This window comes from Candidatus Nitrosocosmicus sp. T (assembly GCF_054408485.1).
In genome coordinates, this window is record NZ_CP166992.1 from 1,884,326 (window position 1) to 1,901,118 (window position 16,793).

Annotated in this window: 19 protein-coding genes and 1 tRNA gene; 10 read left to right on the forward strand and 10 right to left on the reverse strand. The window is 34.8% G+C overall.

What is annotated here, in order from left to right; genetic code table 11:
- Nucleotides 1-25: 25 nt before the first annotated feature.
- From purE to AB0A59_RS09600, 5 genes are all read right to left on the reverse strand, one after another.
- A complete protein-coding gene (gene purE, locus AB0A59_RS09580) occupies nucleotides 26-544 on the reverse strand; it encodes a 5-(carboxyamino)imidazole ribonucleotide mutase (RefSeq protein ID WP_458747592.1) in 519 nt (172 codons plus the stop codon).
- Between the two features lie 159 nt (nucleotides 545-703).
- On the reverse strand, nucleotides 704-1,879 hold the full coding sequence (gene purK, locus AB0A59_RS09585) for a 5-(carboxyamino)imidazole ribonucleotide synthase (protein ID WP_458743312.1): 1,176 nt from the start codon (nucleotides 1,877-1,879) through the stop codon (nucleotides 704-706).
- A gap of 65 nt (nucleotides 1,880-1,944) precedes the next feature.
- On the reverse strand, nucleotides 1,945-2,253 hold the full coding sequence (locus tag AB0A59_RS09590; protein ID WP_458747591.1) for a 4Fe-4S dicluster domain-containing protein: 309 nt from the start codon (nucleotides 2,251-2,253) through the stop codon (nucleotides 1,945-1,947).
- Nucleotides 2,254-3,054: 801 nt separating this feature from the next.
- Nucleotides 3,055-3,384 carry a hypothetical protein gene (locus AB0A59_RS09595; protein WP_458743314.1) on the reverse strand — a complete coding sequence of 110 codons (330 nt, stop codon included), beginning with the start codon at nucleotides 3,382-3,384 and terminating at the stop codon, nucleotides 3,055-3,057.
- Between the two features lie 19 nt (nucleotides 3,385-3,403).
- Nucleotides 3,404-4,252: a sulfurtransferase gene (locus AB0A59_RS09600; protein ID WP_458743316.1), complete on the reverse strand. Its 849-nt coding sequence runs from the start codon at nucleotides 4,250-4,252 to the stop codon at nucleotides 3,404-3,406.
- 117 nt (nucleotides 4,253-4,369) lie between these two features.
- Between AB0A59_RS09600 and AB0A59_RS09605 the strand changes: the two genes are divergently transcribed.
- The 4 genes from AB0A59_RS09605 to AB0A59_RS09620 all read left to right on the forward strand — a co-directional run bounded on the left by AB0A59_RS09605 (nucleotide 4,370) and on the right by AB0A59_RS09620 (nucleotide 8,529).
- Nucleotides 4,370-4,461 (forward strand) — tRNA-Ala (locus tag AB0A59_RS09605).
- A 499-nt stretch (nucleotides 4,462-4,960) separates the two neighbouring features.
- Nucleotides 4,961-6,670 carry an outer membrane protein assembly factor BamB family protein gene (locus tag AB0A59_RS09610; RefSeq protein WP_458743318.1) on the forward strand — a complete coding sequence of 570 codons (1,710 nt, stop codon included), beginning with the start codon at nucleotides 4,961-4,963 and terminating at the stop codon, nucleotides 6,668-6,670.
- Nucleotides 6,671-7,469: 799 nt separating this feature from the next.
- Entirely contained in the window at nucleotides 7,470-7,820 is a 351-nt protein-coding gene (locus AB0A59_RS09615) for a hypothetical protein (RefSeq protein WP_458743320.1), read from the forward strand.
- A 538-nt stretch (nucleotides 7,821-8,358) separates the two neighbouring features.
- On the forward strand, nucleotides 8,359-8,529 hold the full coding sequence (locus tag AB0A59_RS09620; RefSeq protein ID WP_458743322.1) for a hypothetical protein: 171 nt from the start codon (nucleotides 8,359-8,361) through the stop codon (nucleotides 8,527-8,529).
- Nucleotides 8,530-8,710: 181 nt separating this feature from the next.
- On the opposite strand, the gene AB0A59_RS09625 is transcribed toward AB0A59_RS09620, so the two are convergent.
- A complete protein-coding gene (locus AB0A59_RS09625) occupies nucleotides 8,711-8,893 on the reverse strand; it encodes a hypothetical protein (RefSeq protein WP_458743324.1) in 183 nt (60 codons plus the stop codon).
- Between the two features lie 86 nt (nucleotides 8,894-8,979).
- On the opposite strand from AB0A59_RS09625, the gene AB0A59_RS09630 reads away from it, so the two are divergent.
- Complete coding sequence (locus tag AB0A59_RS09630; RefSeq protein ID WP_458743326.1) at nucleotides 8,980-9,273, forward strand: HNH endonuclease; 294 nt, start codon at nucleotides 8,980-8,982, stop codon at nucleotides 9,271-9,273.
- Between the two features lie 55 nt (nucleotides 9,274-9,328).
- On the opposite strand, the gene AB0A59_RS09635 is transcribed toward AB0A59_RS09630, so the two are convergent.
- Nucleotides 9,329-10,201 carry a cupredoxin domain-containing protein gene (locus tag AB0A59_RS09635; protein WP_458743327.1) on the reverse strand — a complete coding sequence of 291 codons (873 nt, stop codon included), beginning with the start codon at nucleotides 10,199-10,201 and terminating at the stop codon, nucleotides 9,329-9,331.
- 35 nt (nucleotides 10,202-10,236) lie between these two features.
- Here AB0A59_RS09635 and AB0A59_RS09640 point away from each other — a divergent pair, with 35 nt between their 5' ends.
- On the forward strand, nucleotides 10,237-10,671 hold the full coding sequence (locus tag AB0A59_RS09640; RefSeq protein WP_458743329.1) for a M67 family metallopeptidase: 435 nt from the start codon (nucleotides 10,237-10,239) through the stop codon (nucleotides 10,669-10,671).
- Here AB0A59_RS09640 and aspS read toward each other — a convergent pair.
- The 3 genes from aspS to AB0A59_RS09655 form a co-directional block, all read right to left on the reverse strand.
- On the reverse strand, nucleotides 10,661-12,001 hold the full coding sequence (gene aspS, locus AB0A59_RS09645) for an aspartate--tRNA(Asn) ligase (protein ID WP_458743330.1): 1,341 nt from the start codon (nucleotides 11,999-12,001) through the stop codon (nucleotides 10,661-10,663). The genes AB0A59_RS09640 and aspS overlap by 11 nt on opposite strands.
- A gap of 52 nt (nucleotides 12,002-12,053) precedes the next feature.
- Nucleotides 12,054-12,563: a transcription elongation factor NusA gene (locus tag AB0A59_RS09650; RefSeq protein ID WP_458743332.1), complete on the reverse strand. Its 510-nt coding sequence runs from the start codon at nucleotides 12,561-12,563 to the stop codon at nucleotides 12,054-12,056.
- Between the two features lie 196 nt (nucleotides 12,564-12,759).
- Nucleotides 12,760-13,020, reverse strand: coding sequence for a DUF3892 domain-containing protein (locus AB0A59_RS09655; RefSeq protein ID WP_458743334.1), 261 nt, complete (start codon nucleotides 13,018-13,020; stop codon nucleotides 12,760-12,762).
- Between the two features lie 169 nt (nucleotides 13,021-13,189).
- Here AB0A59_RS09655 and AB0A59_RS09660 point away from each other — a divergent pair, with 169 nt between their 5' ends.
- The 4 genes from AB0A59_RS09660 to AB0A59_RS09675 all read left to right on the forward strand — a co-directional run bounded on the left by AB0A59_RS09660 (nucleotide 13,190) and on the right by AB0A59_RS09675 (nucleotide 16,764).
- The gene (locus tag AB0A59_RS09660) at nucleotides 13,190-14,203 is read left to right on the forward strand and encodes an ABC transporter ATP-binding protein (protein WP_458743336.1); all 1,014 of its coding nucleotides are present in this window, start codon (nucleotides 13,190-13,192) and stop codon (nucleotides 14,201-14,203) included.
- Between the two features lie 95 nt (nucleotides 14,204-14,298).
- Entirely contained in the window at nucleotides 14,299-15,549 is a 1,251-nt protein-coding gene (locus AB0A59_RS09665; RefSeq protein ID WP_458743338.1) for an aminotransferase class V-fold PLP-dependent enzyme, read from the forward strand.
- Nucleotides 15,546-15,974 carry a Fe-S cluster assembly sulfur transfer protein SufU gene (sufU, locus tag AB0A59_RS09670; RefSeq protein ID WP_458743340.1) on the forward strand — a complete coding sequence of 143 codons (429 nt, stop codon included), beginning with the start codon at nucleotides 15,546-15,548 and terminating at the stop codon, nucleotides 15,972-15,974. The genes AB0A59_RS09665 and sufU overlap by 4 nt, the downstream gene beginning before the upstream one ends.
- Before the next feature lie 64 nt (nucleotides 15,975-16,038).
- A complete protein-coding gene (locus AB0A59_RS09675) occupies nucleotides 16,039-16,764 on the forward strand; it encodes a phosphatase PAP2 family protein (protein ID WP_458743342.1) in 726 nt (241 codons plus the stop codon).
- Nucleotides 16,765-16,793 lie beyond the last annotated feature (29 nt).

Here is a 16,793-nt window from a genome sequence, read left to right on the forward strand (position 1 = left end):
AAGATAAAAAAATCATTTATAATCATTATCTTCTGGTTTGATCCCTTTGAAGTCCCTTTAGATATTTGTCTAATCCAACTTCCTTTAATTTTGAGTTCTTTAGCTTGACTTCCTCTCTCATTTTTTCCTTGAATTGATTCATTTTCTTTAGCAATAACGGATGTGAGATAGATAATATTGAACATGCTAAAATACCAGCATTCTTTGCTCCGTTAATTGCAACAGTTGCCACAGGTATACCTGGCGGCATTTGGATTATTGATAAGAGCGAATCAATACCATTAAGAGGATTTGCAGAATTATTAATAGGTACTCCGATAACAGGTATGGATGTCATTGAGGCGACCATGCCTGGAAGGTGAGCAGATCCACCTGCCCCACTAATTATTACTTGGATACCGCGTGCTTCAGCAGTTTGAGAATATTCAAACAATTCAACTGGTGTTCTATGAGCAGAGACTATCTTTACTTCATAAGAGATCGCAAATTGATTTAATATCCGAGCGGCTTCCTTCATTATTGGCAAGTCCGAATCGCTACCCATAATTATTCCAACTATCGGTGATTCATTTTTTTCTAAATTCACTGGATTACCAAGGTTGGATTGGTCCTCAAATTTATTTTTGCTATTAATTTTATTTAAATTAGATCTTGACAAAGAACTTAAATGATCTTATTACTAGTGGAATTTGAGTTTTTAGATCTAAAAAGATGCTTCTTGGACTTTTAAAGAATCTTCAACGTTGCACTTGACTGAAATGGGATCCATGTTATTTGATACTATCGTCACGTGACCGAGTTTTCTATTTGGTTTCGTTTCTAGTTTACCATATACATGAATTTTAGCTCCTGGAATGGCAAATAAATCATCAATTCCTGTGATATCATATGGTCCAGTATAATTGTCAGGCCCAAGGATATTCACCATTACGGCATTAGATAACAGGGATGGCTGAAGAAGTGGATAATCAAGTATCGCTCTAATGTGTTGCTCAAATTGGGAAATTGAACAGGCTTCAATAGAATAATGGCCGGAGTTATGAGGTCTGGGGGCAATTTCGTTTATCAATACATTGTCATCCTCGTCAACGAACATCTCAATTCCAAAAATTCCAGATCCCTTTAATGATTTCATAGTCATTATTGCCAAATCTATTGCTTTCCTCTCAGTTTCCTTGCTGATTCTAGCAGGAATTATAGAAGTTTTCAGTATATGGTTTTCATGAATATTCTCAGCGATAGGAAAGTAAGAAATAGTCCCAGATAAATTTCTGGCCACCATTATGGAAATTTCTTTTTTAAAGTTCACGAACTTTTCTACCATGCATTGACGGCCGGAAAAGTGGATAAGAGCTTTACTTATTTCATTTTCGGATCTAATCAAATAATTTCCTCGACCATCGTATGAATCTTCACATGCCTTTAATAATACTGGAAACCCAGATATCGAACAATAGTTTATTAATTGTTCTTCGTTTGAAACTAGTTCAAAATTGGGGACTGCAATCCTGTTATCTCTCAAAAATTTTTTTTGACGGTATTTATTTTGAATGATTGAGAGTGTTTTTGGTGATGGATGTACCATGAATCCGGATTTTTCAAGATTATTAAGAGCAGTAGCATTAGCTAACTCAATTTCATAAGTTATAATGTCCACCTCTTTTGACAAATCATATATTTTTTGCTCATCAGAGAAGTGGCCTATGATTAGTTTGTCTGCAATACTTGAAGCAGGACAATCTTTGCTGGGATCTAGAATGACTACCTTCATAAACATTCGCTTTGCCTCAGCAGCCATCATCTTTCCAAGCTGTCCCCCACCAATAATACCCAATCTTACTGGGTTTCTAATTGAAAACTTGTCTTTGTATAATGTCAACAAATGAACCTATCAAAAATTCGTGCAGTTAAATTTAATACACACATTCTATCTCCCAACTCGATTTATTTCACAAATATTTTTATCGCCTGGGGAGGACAGACATTTTCACATGCTAAACAAAAAATACAATCCTTTTCTCTAATCATAAATGGCTTCCTCTCAGATGCTGGATGACCTGGTGTTTCCAGCCATTCATATACATTAACAGGGCATGCCTCAATACAAGCACCATCTGAAATACAAATGTCAAAATCAACACATACATCAGTACCCCAAATTCCAAGCTGTCCAGGTGCATCATATGGACCCCATACTTGGATCCCTTGAAATTTGCCTACAGGCTGTCTTTTAGATTTAAAGCCCGTATCTATAGGTCCTTCTACTGCTTGATAGTCTGTTCCAGTGCCTGTGAGCTGAAGCGTGGTATTCGCAGAAAGCTTTGCTACATTGGACGTAGGAATTGGAGACGGCACAGCAACTGATTGATTCTCAGTTAGATTCCCTACGGATTGCTTTCCTGCTGTTGCTGCTGCTAATGCGGTTGCAGATGGATTTACTAACGATTTCTTCTCATCTTTAAGATTCTTTTGAGTATTTGCTAGTGGAGTAATAGATTCTAATTTTTTTATTGATTCGGCCTGGCTCAGTTTTTGGATTTTCTGATAATAAGTAATTAATTTCTGCCCTATCTTTGTATTCCGAATTATATTATCAATAATGATCTTAGCATTATGATCAGCCTTTTGTCTATAATTTCTGATCCAATAATGGTCACCAAACGTTTCTAGTGGTTTTATCTGATAAATTATGTCCAATACCTCACCAATGACAATTTCGACTGTTACGTATAGCTCTACAGATTGTTCTGTATTTGTGTATATATCAAAACCTTTTTCAATCCATTTAGAAGTCACAAAAATCCTATCGGCATAAGTATCCAGGACGTAACCATAAGTCTTAAGTTCACTCATAACTCCATTTACCTCAGACTGCCCAATAATATCAACTGGCAACCTAAATATACCGAGCTTGGCACCATGAGTTGGATAAACACCCCGTTTTGCAACTTCAGAAAGCATTACCCAGACTCTATCAGATAGCAAGAGGGACATTGACTATAAATCTTTTTTATTCAAGATATTAAAACTTATGTATATTCAAATGAATAAATTTTAGAGATTATCCGGACAGGTCATCTCTCTTATTTCATGATATTTTTTTTCCATTATTTCTGCTATCGTAGTAACGTACTCTAAATCGTATTTGGATTTGGGATAAAACCATCGTTTTACGACCTTGTGGCCTGTACCTTCCATATCATAAATCATACCTCTTTCAGAAATCACTTTACTGTTCTCATCAGTTATCGTATCTCTAACCTCTAGACCACGTTTGGTTTTATCTACCAATAGTAGAAATTGAGAATCTTCTAAAATAAAATAGAATTTTCCTTTCTTGATCAGTATAGGTTCAGGGGTTGGATTAGTAGTTTCACCAGACATTAAATATTCGGCTCCATATTTATTTTTCTATAGGATTTCGTATCATGTTGCCCCATTCCGTCCAGGAGCCATCATAGTTTTGGACTGATGGATATCCCAACAAATATTTTAGAACAAACCAGGTATGGGATGACCTTTCTCCAATCCTGCAATAGCAAATTATATCTTTATCACGTGTAATACCTTGCTTTTCGTATAACGCCTCTAAATCTTCTACGGATTTAAATGTCCCATCATCATTAATCGCTTGAATCCAAGGAATGTTTTTAGCACCTGGAATATGCCCTCCCCTCTGAGCATGCTCCATTGGATATTCTGGAGGTGCGGTAATCTCCCCATTAAATTCTTTTACAGATCTAACGTCAACCAACCCTACTTCCTGCTTTCTAAATGAGCGTTTGACATCGTCCAGATAAGCTCGTATACTTTCATCAGGAGATGCCGCTACATAATTCGAGGGTCTTGCAACTGGTTCGTCCTTGGTATATGGTCGATTTTCATTTTCCCATTTTTTCCTTCCACCGTTCATTATTCTAATTTTTTTGTGACCAAAGTACTTGAAGACCCAGAATGCAAAAGCAGCAAACCAGTTATTAAAATCCCCATATAAAATCAATTCATTATCAGGTATTACACCTAAACGTGACATCAACTCTTCGAATTGTTGCTTGTTAATAATATCTCGTGTTGATGAATCGTTAATATCCTTTCTCCACCATACCATATGAGAATTCGGAATGTGACCCTCTTTGTAGGCATTTTCTACGTCGTAATCTACTTCTAAGATCTTTATTTTATCATTATTGATATTATTATTAACCCAATCGGTTTCACAAAGCACATCTTGATTGGCGTATTGATTAATCATCAGTAAATTATGGAATTCAGCTATATAATAGATTTGTCGCACCAACAGTGTTATAAAAATGACTTTAAAAACAATAAAATAGTACGATAAAATATGTTTGAGTAAAACAGGCTAAATGGGCCGGTAGTTTAGTCTGGTAGAATACCTGCCTTGCATGCAAAAAGCAGAGGATACGTAGGTGGTCGTGGGTTCGAATCCCACCCGGTCCACGTCTATTTCGGTGTTTAAGTTCGATTATGATTTAAAAGTATCTTTTACAATATTACCAATAGTACTGCAAAGACAAACGCCAACCAATTTATTTTCAGAATTCAATATTATATACGAATTGCAATTACTTATGGTTTATCTGACAATTATCTAGTTATTGATGGCTATGGCTTTTAGATTATAACCGTCAGATAGCCGTCAGATAGCCGTCAGATAGCCGTCAGATAGCCGTCAGATAGAGGCCAATACTATTAAGATTAAAAGGGCATCTAGTCCTCAACACAATCTTTGATGTGTATATAATTTATTGCCATTCATATTGTTTTTAGATGAAAATAATATCAAGTTAAATATCAAATGGGTTAATAATATGTTGGCATTTTCTTTCTACGTCCATCCATCGAACCTAGGAATTGAGCCCTATCATTGAATTAATACAAAAGCTAGCTTTCGGATTTTATAAAAAGATTTTAGTTCAGAGTAGTCCAAGTAATATCAGTGTTAATATCAGATTATGTAAAGACTGCTGCATTCTACATTTTCTATGTAGTTTCATTTCTAATCATATTTCAAACTTCAAATGCAATTATGAGTGCCGTAGGTAGTACCTTACAAGATCCTGATATAAATTTGATTGACAGGTCAGATATGTCTTTTCAAACGCAGGATCAAAATACAAATGATCTGAAAAAGCAGTTTGAATCAGGCATGGAAGAAAGTAATAGAGATAACTGGATATTTGTCAATCATGATATTTATGGGACTAGGAACAGTAATCAAACTCAGATTGACCAATCTAACGTTGGAGATCTAAAAGTTAAATGGAGACTGAATAACACTTATGAAATTCAAGATCCACCAATAATAGTAAATAACAGTGGTTATTTTCAGGATTACATTGGAAATATCATTGCTTTTGATACTCTAACTGGAAACATTAAATGGAAACTCAATTTAGATGGAGGTCCGACAATGGGTCTTTATTTTTCAGATGGAATAATTTATGCTACTATCGGAACTAAGGCTAAAATTATTTCGATTGACTCTACGAATGGAGAACAATTGTGGGAGTCTCCGATATTAGGAGATACCAGTTTAGGATATGCCATAAATTCACCTCCTTTGATTTGGAAAGATTATGTAATCGCAGGATCTGGCGGCAGTGGACTGCCACCTGGTAAGGGTTTTGTGAAGGGAAACATTACCGCGCTGAATAAGACAGACGGGAGCCTGTTATGGAATATTGAAACAACGACTGGAGAATGGATAGAAAAAGGTAAAAATCCACCCAACGGTGGAGCAACGGCTTGGTCAGGTGGCTCTATTGATGCAGATACGGGAATTGCATATATCCCATTGGGTAGTGCCTCCCCTAATTTCAATGCCTCAACAAGGCAGTCACCCAATCTTTATTCTAATCACATGGTAGCAGTAGACATTAAGCAAGCCAAGATCATCTGGGCAACCCCATTTATTGCTCATGGAACAGTATTGAACCTAAAAGTTCCCGACACTCATGATTGGGATACGTCCTGGGGAAGTAGCGTTAGCAATATAAAATTCGAAAATGGCTCGTCAAAAAAAATAGTGATAGGGCATGACAAAATGGGCAATGTAATTGCAATGGATGCTTTGACTGGGGAGGAAATATGGTGGACGACATTGGGAAGACAAGTTAATATTGACAGCCTACCATCGCCATCAGGGAGCGGAATGATTTGGGCATACGGAGTATATAATTATCATGCAGTAGATGATGACACTTTATATATAACTGCAACTAATAGAGGCCTGAATTTCTTTACTGATGGGATAAGCGGACACAAGGAAGATCCTGAAAACTCGATAGAGCAGGGATTAGTCAATGGTACCATATATGCACTAGATAAGAAATCAGGGCTCATTAAATGGAAGATTGACACAAATTATCCTCCCCGGGTCTCACCTTTGGTTTCAAATGGGGTTGTTTACACAGGTTTCATTAAGTTTGGCGAAAACGATAGGACAGGGATCATTATGGCACTCGACAGTAACACGGGAGAAAAACTGTGGGAATATGATGTTCGAGGTTCCATCTCACCAGTCGGAGCGTCCATTGGGAACGGAATGCTATTTGTACCTACTGATAAAGTCAATCTATATCCAAACGAAAATGATGACGTAGAGATAAGTGGTTCGATAGTGGCATTTATGCCCATCAAAGAGTAAGTAATTGATTTAGCCCTTATTTTTTTCATCTGTGGAGCATTCTAAACAACATAACGAAATTGAATTTGATTTGTTGTTTTTATATTTGATAGTACAATTCTTACATTGATCAAATGGACAATAATCACATTTTCTAAGTTCATTATCACAAATCATTTTCGTACACAATCTACAATAACTAAAGTGCTTATTGCAAATTGTATTATTACAATAATAACATCTATTTATTTCCTGACCTCTGGTCATGTCGATGTTTTTTTCACATACTATACAGACTTTTTTAGCTGGAGGCATTTATGATCAGATTCCTTTCTTGCATTGTATTAAATATAGTAAATTAACGGTTAATTTACTTTATTCATATAACCAATTGAGGAAGCGTAATCTCAGTGAAGAATTATCCGAGATATTACAATTGGTTGCGGTATCCACATGAATGACTCTTCAGATTTAAATATTGAGCGATATATCAATTCAAAGAGCAGTATAGGAAAGTCAAAATCATACTATTTGTTTGTTTGTTTGTTTGTTGCTTGTTTGATTAACCCTTGATTACATGTAGGCAGCGGGTCAAATCTTATGTAAAGCAACAAGATCTTATTAACATTTACACACCTTGTGCATCTATTTGAGCATGGATATAGGCAGATTCAGTATCGTATAGATTAAACATAAACTAGAATCTAATTGACATTTCTATCTAATCTTTATGGTAGAAGTAAATCCCCGATAAGATTTTTGGTTTTATTGTACGGCCTCATCTTAAGAATTTTAAATAAATTAAAAAAGCCATGGAACATTGATAATGAAGAATATTATGATGATTTCTATGATTTCTATGATTACGTTGTTTTCAATTATAAATACCAATTATGTTTTTGCAGATAATAAAGATCCGGATACTCAACCTAAGGAGGACACGGATGAACAAGGCCAAGAGCTTATTCAAGATAATTATCAAAACAATCAATGCAGGGATAGTGCAAAATGCGAGAATCAATCACTTGAGCAGCTGAATAATCAGGTTAATCAATGCAGAGATGGTGCAAACTGTGTAAATGAATCAGTCTCAAACATATTTGTGTGCGAAGAGCAATCCGTGTGTTTGATACAATATGAAGGACCATTCGAATTGCTAAATCCCTATTAAAAAGGCCTTAAATCTCAAAGGTCAGTTTCGTTTTATACGTTGAAGAGTTTTTTAATGAAAATTGGTACGAATGTTTCTAGCATAGTCTTTAGAAATCTATACAGAGATCTAAATCTGTATCTTACCATTTTAAAATATCTTATAATTGTTAGAAGTTGTCTGTGGACTGCATTCATTATCCCTGTTAGAATCCAGTCTAATTCCGGCCGTTCATAAAATCTATATAGGTCGTTTTTATGAATTCAAGTTTAAGGTAATCGACTCAAAGATACTCGGCTGAGTAATTTTCAATGAGCTTGTAGATTCAGTATTAAATAAAAATAGGTGCATGATATTATTAAAATTTGTTGAAGACAGGAACGAATCAAGCCCATTTTTAATTATGGCTTACAGAAGTAGAGTCCAATACAAGCGGCACTTGTTACAACTCTTACTTATAGTACGTGTATGTTTTTGACTGATTAAGACAATAAGACTCTGTTGTGTCATTCTCATTTCATTCCAAAGGTTTAAAAAATTATAAGAACCCAATAATATTATGATGGTACAACAATTAATTTGTGACCAGTGCAAGATTGTATTACTAGAGAAGGATTCAAAGCATTTGAATAATGAAAGATTCCCGATAACCGAGGAGGAAGCTAAAATGATTGATAAGGATCACAGAGGTCACGAATGTCATATCGAATTGGTTGAAAAATTTGGATAGAATCTGCCAATCAAAAACAAATAACTTTAATTAGAAATAAACAGAAAAGAGATTGGCAATGAAGAAAAATTTTAATGATATTGATGATTAAAAAATGTTATCCCTCGGAGCCAAATAGAAAAAGTAGTATAATGCGATAGTCATTTATCTAAAAAATAAGTAAATAAGTGTAGTAATAAATTTACGATCTAAAGAACTCTGCTTTATGTTCCTCACTACAGAAATAATCGATCTTTCTTACACCCAGATTTGAGTCACCATCAACATGAGGCCACGCCTGATTATGTTCTATTTCTCGGCCACATAACGCACAATGAAGTATCCTTTTGTTGTCAATATCCCCATCATCTTTAAGATTATGCATTGGCTGATCCCATTTGAGCTGGACCTTATATAATCTAGAATACTAAACAAAGAATTTATGTAAGTCTAGCAAAGTAGATAGATATATTGTCTTTCTTTGGGAATGCATCAGGTAATAACAGTAAGAAACGAAATAAGTACAAAGAATTAACACTAGCCATAAAGCAAATTGTGCTTGAAAGGTCAAAACACAGGTGTCAGGAATGTTCAAAGAAATTAACTGGATCAAATCAACCTCACTTTCTTTATATAAATGGATCAAAAAAGGATAACAGACCAGAAAACTTGCGGGCTCTTTGTCCTGAATGTTATGAAGGTAATTCTCAAAGTAATAACGGAAATATGTTCTCCTCATTCAAAAAAATATTTTCAAAACCATAGTTTCATTTTTATACCCTTTTTAAAAATTTTTTTCACTTTTTACCAGTTAATAGGACTAGCTCAAAGTAAATGATGCTTTCATGAAAGGATGTAAAGTACAAAAGTATTCATACTCTGATTCGGTTAGAGAAGAGGTATCCAGGACGTATTTCTTATCTGTCATTATTATGGACGAATCAAATGACTTGCCATCATCAACAAAACTAGTCACTGTGTGTGGAACATTGTCTAAATTAGTCCATTCTATAGCTTCCCCTTTTTTGGCTTCGATTATCGCTGGCTCGTAGGCGGGATTTCCTTGACCCGAAGCGCCTGCGGGGATTGTGGCAGAAACAATCGTGGTATTGACCACTTTGGGCATAGAAGAATTTTGAGAATCAGCTTCCGTGTTTTCATCCTCCTGAGTTGCTGTAGCAGGTGCCCCCATCCATACAGTAGAAATTATCAGTGCAGATCCTATTATCATAACTACTACACATGCCGCGGCTATTTTCATTAAATGAGCAGTTCTCCTATAAGAAGCGATTATTATTATTAGTGAAGGGATACTTATTGTAAGAATAATGGCGATAAATGAAATAATCGAAGGAACCTTGCTGCTGACTTGTACAGCCCCAATGATTCCAGCAGTTATGAATAAAATCAATATTATAGCCGCTGCAGCTTTTGATTTTTTTGAAGTGGGAAAACCATCCTTAAACAGCCCAGCACTCAAGAAAATTAATCCAAAGAACATTAATAAGATTGAAACGGCGTGCATCCCATCCATAAAGGTTTTAGCTATTCCAGAAAGAGCTACAGCTACCCCAATGGCACCAACAGCTGTTAAACCAGCGCCCGGCATGAGCAAGTCCCAGTCTGTCATAAATATATTAAAAGGTGAATGCAGTATAATTAATAGTTTCTTTCTTTTAATTTTAAAAACCACAATTCTGCTTCAAAGGTAAAAGCAACGGATAATAAATGAATCACTCAAGTATTTTGATTAAAGTTAGTCAACTCTTAACTTTAGAGCATACTGTAAATTTGAGTATTCCACATGAATCATGCGCGGTGTTACTTGGCAAGAAAAAGGAGAACGTCTATGAAGTATATGAGGTAATCCCGGTGAGTAACAAATACACTTCAGAGGTCAGTTTTGGTATCGATGAAAATGAATTATTGAAAATTTATAAATATGCTGAATCATTAAGCATTTCGGTCGTTGGCATATTTCATTCACACCCCTCCAGGCCCTTTCCATCAGAAACCGACAAGGCCTTCATGGAAATCAATCCAGTTCCATGGATAATCAAATCTACAATAACTGATGAAATGAGATGTTTTATTTCCGGTGACATATTAAAAGGAAAAATTGATGGTATTGAAGAAATTAAGATGACTGTCGTCAAGGACTAATCCTTGAAGTATCCCGTGGGTACAAAACTGCCTCTCTAATATTATTAAGTCCTAATAAAACCATCATCAATCTATCAAATCCGAGACCACAACCTGAGTGTGGTGGCATCCCCCACTCAAAGACTCTCAAATGATCTTTAAAGTTATCAGTAGATAATCCTTGGTCTGCTAATCGGCTTTTTAATTTCGATACATCATGCTGTCTAGTCCCTCCAGAAACTAGCTCAAGATGACCAAATTGCAAGTCAAATGACTTTGATAAGGTAGGATTAGATTCCTTCTCGTGTATGTAAAACGGCTTTAGACTGAGTGGCCAATCAACGATAAAATAAAACTTGTCAAATTTTTCCCCCAACTTTCTTAACGCTGAATCAGATAAATCATCTCCAAACGTAACTTTTTCTCCAATACTGGCTAGTTCTTCCAAACATTTATCGTAACTTATCTTTGGAAATGGTATTGAAATTAAATCATTTAATGTGTTTCCCTCAAGGAGTGGATTTTCATTGTCAACATAATTAGAATCTCTCATATACATGAGTATTTTCTTGATTAATTCTTCCATTATACTCATTATGTCATAATAATCAAGATAAGCTGCTTCTAGATCAACGCTCAAAAATTCATTAAGATGTCGAAGAGTATGGGAATTTTCCGCTCTAAAATATGGTGCGATTTCAAATACACGATCCAAAGATAAGACCAGCTGTTCCTTATACAACTGAGGGCTTTGAGCCAAAAATCCTTTTTGCTTGAAATAATCAAATGAAAAAAGGTTGGACCCTCCTTCACTAGCACTTCCAATGATTTTTGGGGTATTCACTTCTATGAACTTATTTTGAGAGAAAAAATCTCTAATTATCCTTAAAATATTAGAACGAAAGAGAAAGATTTTAGAAATATTGGGATTACGCAAATCCAAAGCTCGACTGTCCAACCTAGTATCCAAAAGTGATTCAACTCTGCCTGTAGGATCGATAGGTAGAGAGACAGAAGCATATGAGAAAACAAATATTTCCTTGGTCTTTATCTCGACTGGAAAATTCTTAGACTTTGTACCTTGCACTAATCCTGTTAGTAAAATAGTACTCTGTCTAGGAATAGATTTAGCTTTTTGTAAATTCTCCCCGACTAAAACTGTTTGAATCAAACCGGTTACATCTCTAAGTAATATGAATCCAAGTTTACCGATATCCCTGAAATCCTCAATCCACCCCGCAACTTTAACTTCTGAACCTATTTGTGACTCTTGTAATTGGGAAGCGAAGTGTGTTCTTGTTATGCTGTTTGATTCACTTTGACCTGAGTGAGCCATATCAAATGAAATCAATCAACTCCTTTTAATAAACTACCTGTTCAATATCAGAATTCAAGCTGAGTTTTCAGTCAAACTCAATTATAAGATCGATTTGTCTAACTGCCATGGATATCTTTTTAATCGTTTCTAACCTCTTTTCATCTACTCCTTTGATATTCTTTTCCAATACAACTCTTGTCAGCTTACTCCCATCCGGTAACCAGACAAAATTTACAGTTTCTAACTTTATAGGATGAAATAGATTATCGAGAAATCTTCGATCATTAGAATCAGATTCAACTATCCAAATATCTTTGTGAAATGCTTTGTTTATGATATCACTAAGATCGTTATTTGAGCGAATTAACCTTATATCAGAATTTTTGAGGATTAGTATATGTTCATTATCAATTTCTTTTGCCGATACTAGAGTGATTTTATTTATATTAGGGTTTTTTTGGGCTAGTCGAGCAAGGATAATAGAGCTCTCAACATCTGATTGAGTGATCTGACCAGACTCAAGTTTGCTTTCACATAAATTACACAAAATACCTGTTTTAGCATCAAAAGTACAAATAGGAGTTTTCAGTACCACTTTTAAACTTAATAAAAGAATACACTTAAATATCTTTAATCCTTTTTCATGTAATTTGTCAAAAACTTTACTAGTCGGAATGAAAAATTCATTTTTTCGTCAATATCATCGATGTAGGAAATGAATGAAAATTTGTTTGTATCTGACTCAAATTTCCAGACGGATCACGCTGCTTTACATTAAAAGTAGAGAATGGTCATGAGCATTTTGGCAAATATTTAAGGTTATTTGGCAGTTTTACATTAGTGGTGGTAGTCAGATAAGGTTCATTAGTAGAGGGATGTCGGAGTGCAAATACCCGTACCCTAATTCCATTCGCTACTGTAAAATAAGTATTCTCTCTGGACCATATCTTTTCGGCAATAGTTTTAACATCAAAAATATTTCCACTAATTCCTACTTGTATAATGATCCCTTGTTCGTTTTTTTTAACACAGGTTATGAGTAATTCTGTCATAAATCTGGAAATCAAATAAAATAGTCTGATTACCAATAAAATCGTTTAACACAACCAAATAAGGACCATTCTTACATAAGAAATATTATAAAGCAAACAGGAAAATAAAATTATGATGATTAAACAAAAGCCTAATACTCTGCTCAATCAATTAAGAAAGTAATTTGATATGAATGAGAGAAACAAAAACGATGGAATCAGCCCTAACAAAGATTTAACGGGATTATCAGAAGTCAATGATCTTTCTATAGATTATAGAACCAGATCGGGAATTTTAAGGGCTGTAGATAAAATTTCGTTTAAAATGAATGATATCAAAGGTATTGGCATAATAGGAGAATCTGGATCGGGAAAGAGTACACTTGGTTATGGTCTTATGAGATCATTGCCAGAAAATGGATCCGTTGTATCAGGAAGTTTCATCTTAGAGGATCAAGACATTTTGAAAATATCGGAAAAGGAATTCAATGAGAAATATAGATGGAAGAAAGTATCCATGGTGTTTCAAGGTTCAATGAATAGTCTTGATCCAGTGTTTACTATAGAAGTTCAGATGAAGGAAGTTTTATCCTCTCATAGGAAAAAAATATCTAATAAAGATTGCATTTCAATCATCAGATCTGCTCTTAGGGATGTCGGCTTGAATCCTGACTTGGTTTCTAAAAAATACCCGCATGAACTGAGTGGAGGGATGAAGCAACGGATAGTAATAGCCAATGCTTTATTGCTTGCGCCAAGAATTCTTATTGCAGATGAACCAACTACAGCGTTAGATGTAGTGATTCAGTCCCAAGTATTACACTTATTAAAAAAATTGAAAGAGGAGAAAAACATGAAGATAATAATCATCACTCATGATATGTCACTGATTCCAAATTTAGTTGATAGAGTAATCATAATGTATGCAGGACAGGCTGTTGAAATATCGGATGTCAAAACGGTGTTTGAAAAACCGTTGCACCCCTATACCCAAGCCCTCATTCAATCAATACCTCACATAAGCTCCTCGCAGAAATCCATCAAATTCATAAAAGGAGATCCCCCTAATTTAACAGAAATAGGAGAAGGTTGCAGATTTATAGACAGATGTCCCCATGCGTTTAGAGATTGCAAAAACAATCCACCAGATATTCTAATTGGTAATAACTTAGTAAAGTGCTGGTTGTACAAGAATAACCATTGATTTTATTATTAGCTAATCATTATAATCCCAATAGTTTTGTGAATATTATTTTTGGATATTAGTTTATATCTTAAAATATAGAATAGTAAACATTAATGCAAGCTCTTCTGGACGTTCGTAAGATTAGGCAGGATTTTCCAATTTTAAATAGAATGCTAAATAACGGAAAAAGATTGGTATATCTTGATAATGCTGCAACCACTCAAAAGCCTAATGAAGTAATAGATGCAATTTGTAGATATTATTCAGAGTATAATTCCAATATTCATCGAGCAGTTTATCAAATTGCTGAAGAAGCTACAGAGGAATATGAAGGAGCAAGAGAAAATGTTAGAAAATTCATAAATGCAAAACACCAAGAAGAGATCATTTTTACTCGAAACACTACCGAGTCAATCAATCTAGTTGCTTACTCATGGGGAAATTCCAATATCAGGAAGGGAAATACAATACTACTGACCGAATATGAACATCACAGTAATATCGTTCCTTGGCAGATCCTATGCAAGCGTAAGGGAGCAAAAATCAAATATTTAGAGGTGGATGAGGATGGATATCTCGACCTAGAGGTTTTCGAGGAACTCCTGTCAAAGAAAGGTGATGGAAAAGTTAAGTTGGTATCCCTAAGTGAAATGTCAAATGTCCTAGGAACAATATTTCCAGCTAGGGAAATTATCAAAATTGCGCATGAAAAAAATATTCCTGTTGTTTTAGATGGGGCTCAGTCGGTTCCCCACATGAAAACGGATGTGCAAGAAACAGGATGTGATTTTTTAGCATTTTCAGCTCATAAAATGCTTGGCCCGACAGGTGTGGGAGTGCTGTATGTCAAAAAGGCAATACTTGAACAAATGAAGCCATTTATCTCAGGTGGAGACATGATCAAAGAGGTACATAAAGAAAATACGATATTTAATGATCTGCCTTATAGATTTGAAGGTGGAACTCCAAATATTGCTGACGTAATTGGATTTAGCTCTGCAGTAGAGTATCTAAATAAGATAGGGATGGATAATATTCGTGATCATGAATTGGAAATGACTACCTATCTTCTAAGTCGTATCCAAGAAATAAAAAATATTAAGGTTTATGGTCCCAAAATTGCAAAAGATAGAGGAGGCTTGGTCTCTTTTAATATCGAGGGAATACATCCCCATGATTGCGCTACAATATTAAATGATTTTGGGATAGCAATTAGGTCAGGACATCATTGTGCCCAGGTGCTTATGGAAAAACTTGATATTGTAGCATCTTCTCGTGCTAGCCTATATATTTATAATACAAAAGAGGAAATCGATATATTAATAGATGCTTTAAATCATGCTAAGGGGATATTCAATATATGAGTGAAGATATTTACAGGGAGATGATACTTGACCACTATAGGAATCCACGAAATAAAGGAAAGATTGAGGAACCTGATATAAGAATTAATGATAGCAATCCACTCTGTGGTGATGAGATTTCAATTGATCTGAAAGTTGAAGGTGATATAATTAAAGACATCAAGTTTGATGGGAGGGGATGTGCTATCAGCCAGGCTAGCGCCTCAATGTTAACTGAAATGGTTTCAAATAAACCTCTAACAACAATTAAAGATATAACAAAAGATGATGTACTCGAAAATATCGGCCTGACAAATTTGGGCCCTGCTAGAATAAAGTGTGCTTTACTTTCTTTAAAGGTTTTAAAACTGGGAATGGTAAAATATTACGTGGATAAGGATCCATCATCGGCTTCTCAGATAAAGGATGAATCTAAAGTCTATTAACAAATAGTAAATGATTGTTGAGTCAATTTGCTTAAAGCAGAAGGGAATAGCTTACTCATAATATATGGTGAATGAAAAAATTCAAATAAAACAGGTAAATCCTTTTTGGAATATCAGAATATCTTTTATTTTTTTATTTTTATTAATTTTTGTTATTGCAACTGTAATTGCAACTGTTATTGCAATCACAGGGCTAATAGCTAATTTAGACGAAATAGTGACAAAATTTATTATTCAAATAAGGAGTCAAGCATTGGATACAGTATTCATCATTATTACCACCACATCAGATACTATTAATCTAATAATTGTGGGTTTTATTCTTACAATAATTAAGAGAACTAGAAGATTTGGAATGATTTTGTTAATTACCTTGGTTTCCGTTACCATTTTAGTCACCTACATCAAACCTTTAATTGCAATTGAGCATCCAAGCGACGTTTTTAAGCCATTAGTCATATTACCGGATAAATTTACTCTCGAAAGGGACAGTTTCATGCCGTTTGCACAAGATTATTCATACCCTTCTAACCACATCGCCTCAGCAACAGCTTTTAGCTTTATAATTGGGGGATTATCCTATAAATATTCGTCCAGATTCGCGGTAGTATTTTTAATATTTTTCCCAGCGCTAATAGGTTTTACTAAACTGTATCTTTTTCAACACCACCTAATAGATTTGATAGGAGGGTATTTTTTTGGATTGGTAATAGTTACAATAATAGTAAAGGCCCTAAAGCCCAACGAAGAACAAAGAATTAACGTTGTAGATTCGAACCAAAGAGACTAGTACTAATAGTAACAGTGTTGCTTTGTGTT

Coding starts and splice junctions, on each gene's coding strand:
- purE (WP_458747592.1), bottom strand. CDS start 544: ATGGGTAGCGATTCGGACTTGCCAATAATGAAGGAAGCCGCTCGGATA.
- AB0A59_RS09595 (WP_458743314.1), bottom strand. CDS start 3,384: ATGTCTGGTGAAACTACTAATCCAACCCCTGAACCTATACTGATCAAG.
- AB0A59_RS09600 (WP_458743316.1), bottom strand. CDS start 4,252: ATGATTAATCAATACGCCAATCAAGATGTGCTTTGTGAAACCGATTGG.
- AB0A59_RS09620 (WP_458743322.1), top strand. CDS start 8,359: ATGATGGTACAACAATTAATTTGTGACCAGTGCAAGATTGTATTACTA.
- AB0A59_RS09625 (WP_458743324.1), bottom strand. CDS start 8,893: ATGCATAATCTTAAAGATGATGGGGATATTGACAACAAAAGGATACTT.
- AB0A59_RS09640 (WP_458743329.1), top strand. CDS start 10,237: ATGAATCACTCAAGTATTTTGATTAAAGTTAGTCAACTCTTAACTTTA.
- AB0A59_RS09655 (WP_458743334.1), bottom strand. CDS start 13,020: ATGACAGAATTACTCATAACCTGTGTTAAAAAAAACGAACAAGGGATC.
- AB0A59_RS09660 (WP_458743336.1), top strand. CDS start 13,190: ATGAATGAGAGAAACAAAAACGATGGAATCAGCCCTAACAAAGATTTA.
- AB0A59_RS09665 (WP_458743338.1), top strand. CDS start 14,299: ATGCAAGCTCTTCTGGACGTTCGTAAGATTAGGCAGGATTTTCCAATT.
- sufU (WP_458743340.1), top strand. CDS start 15,546: ATGAGTGAAGATATTTACAGGGAGATGATACTTGACCACTATAGGAAT.
- AB0A59_RS09675 (WP_458743342.1), top strand. CDS start 16,039: ATGGTGAATGAAAAAATTCAAATAAAACAGGTAAATCCTTTTTGGAAT.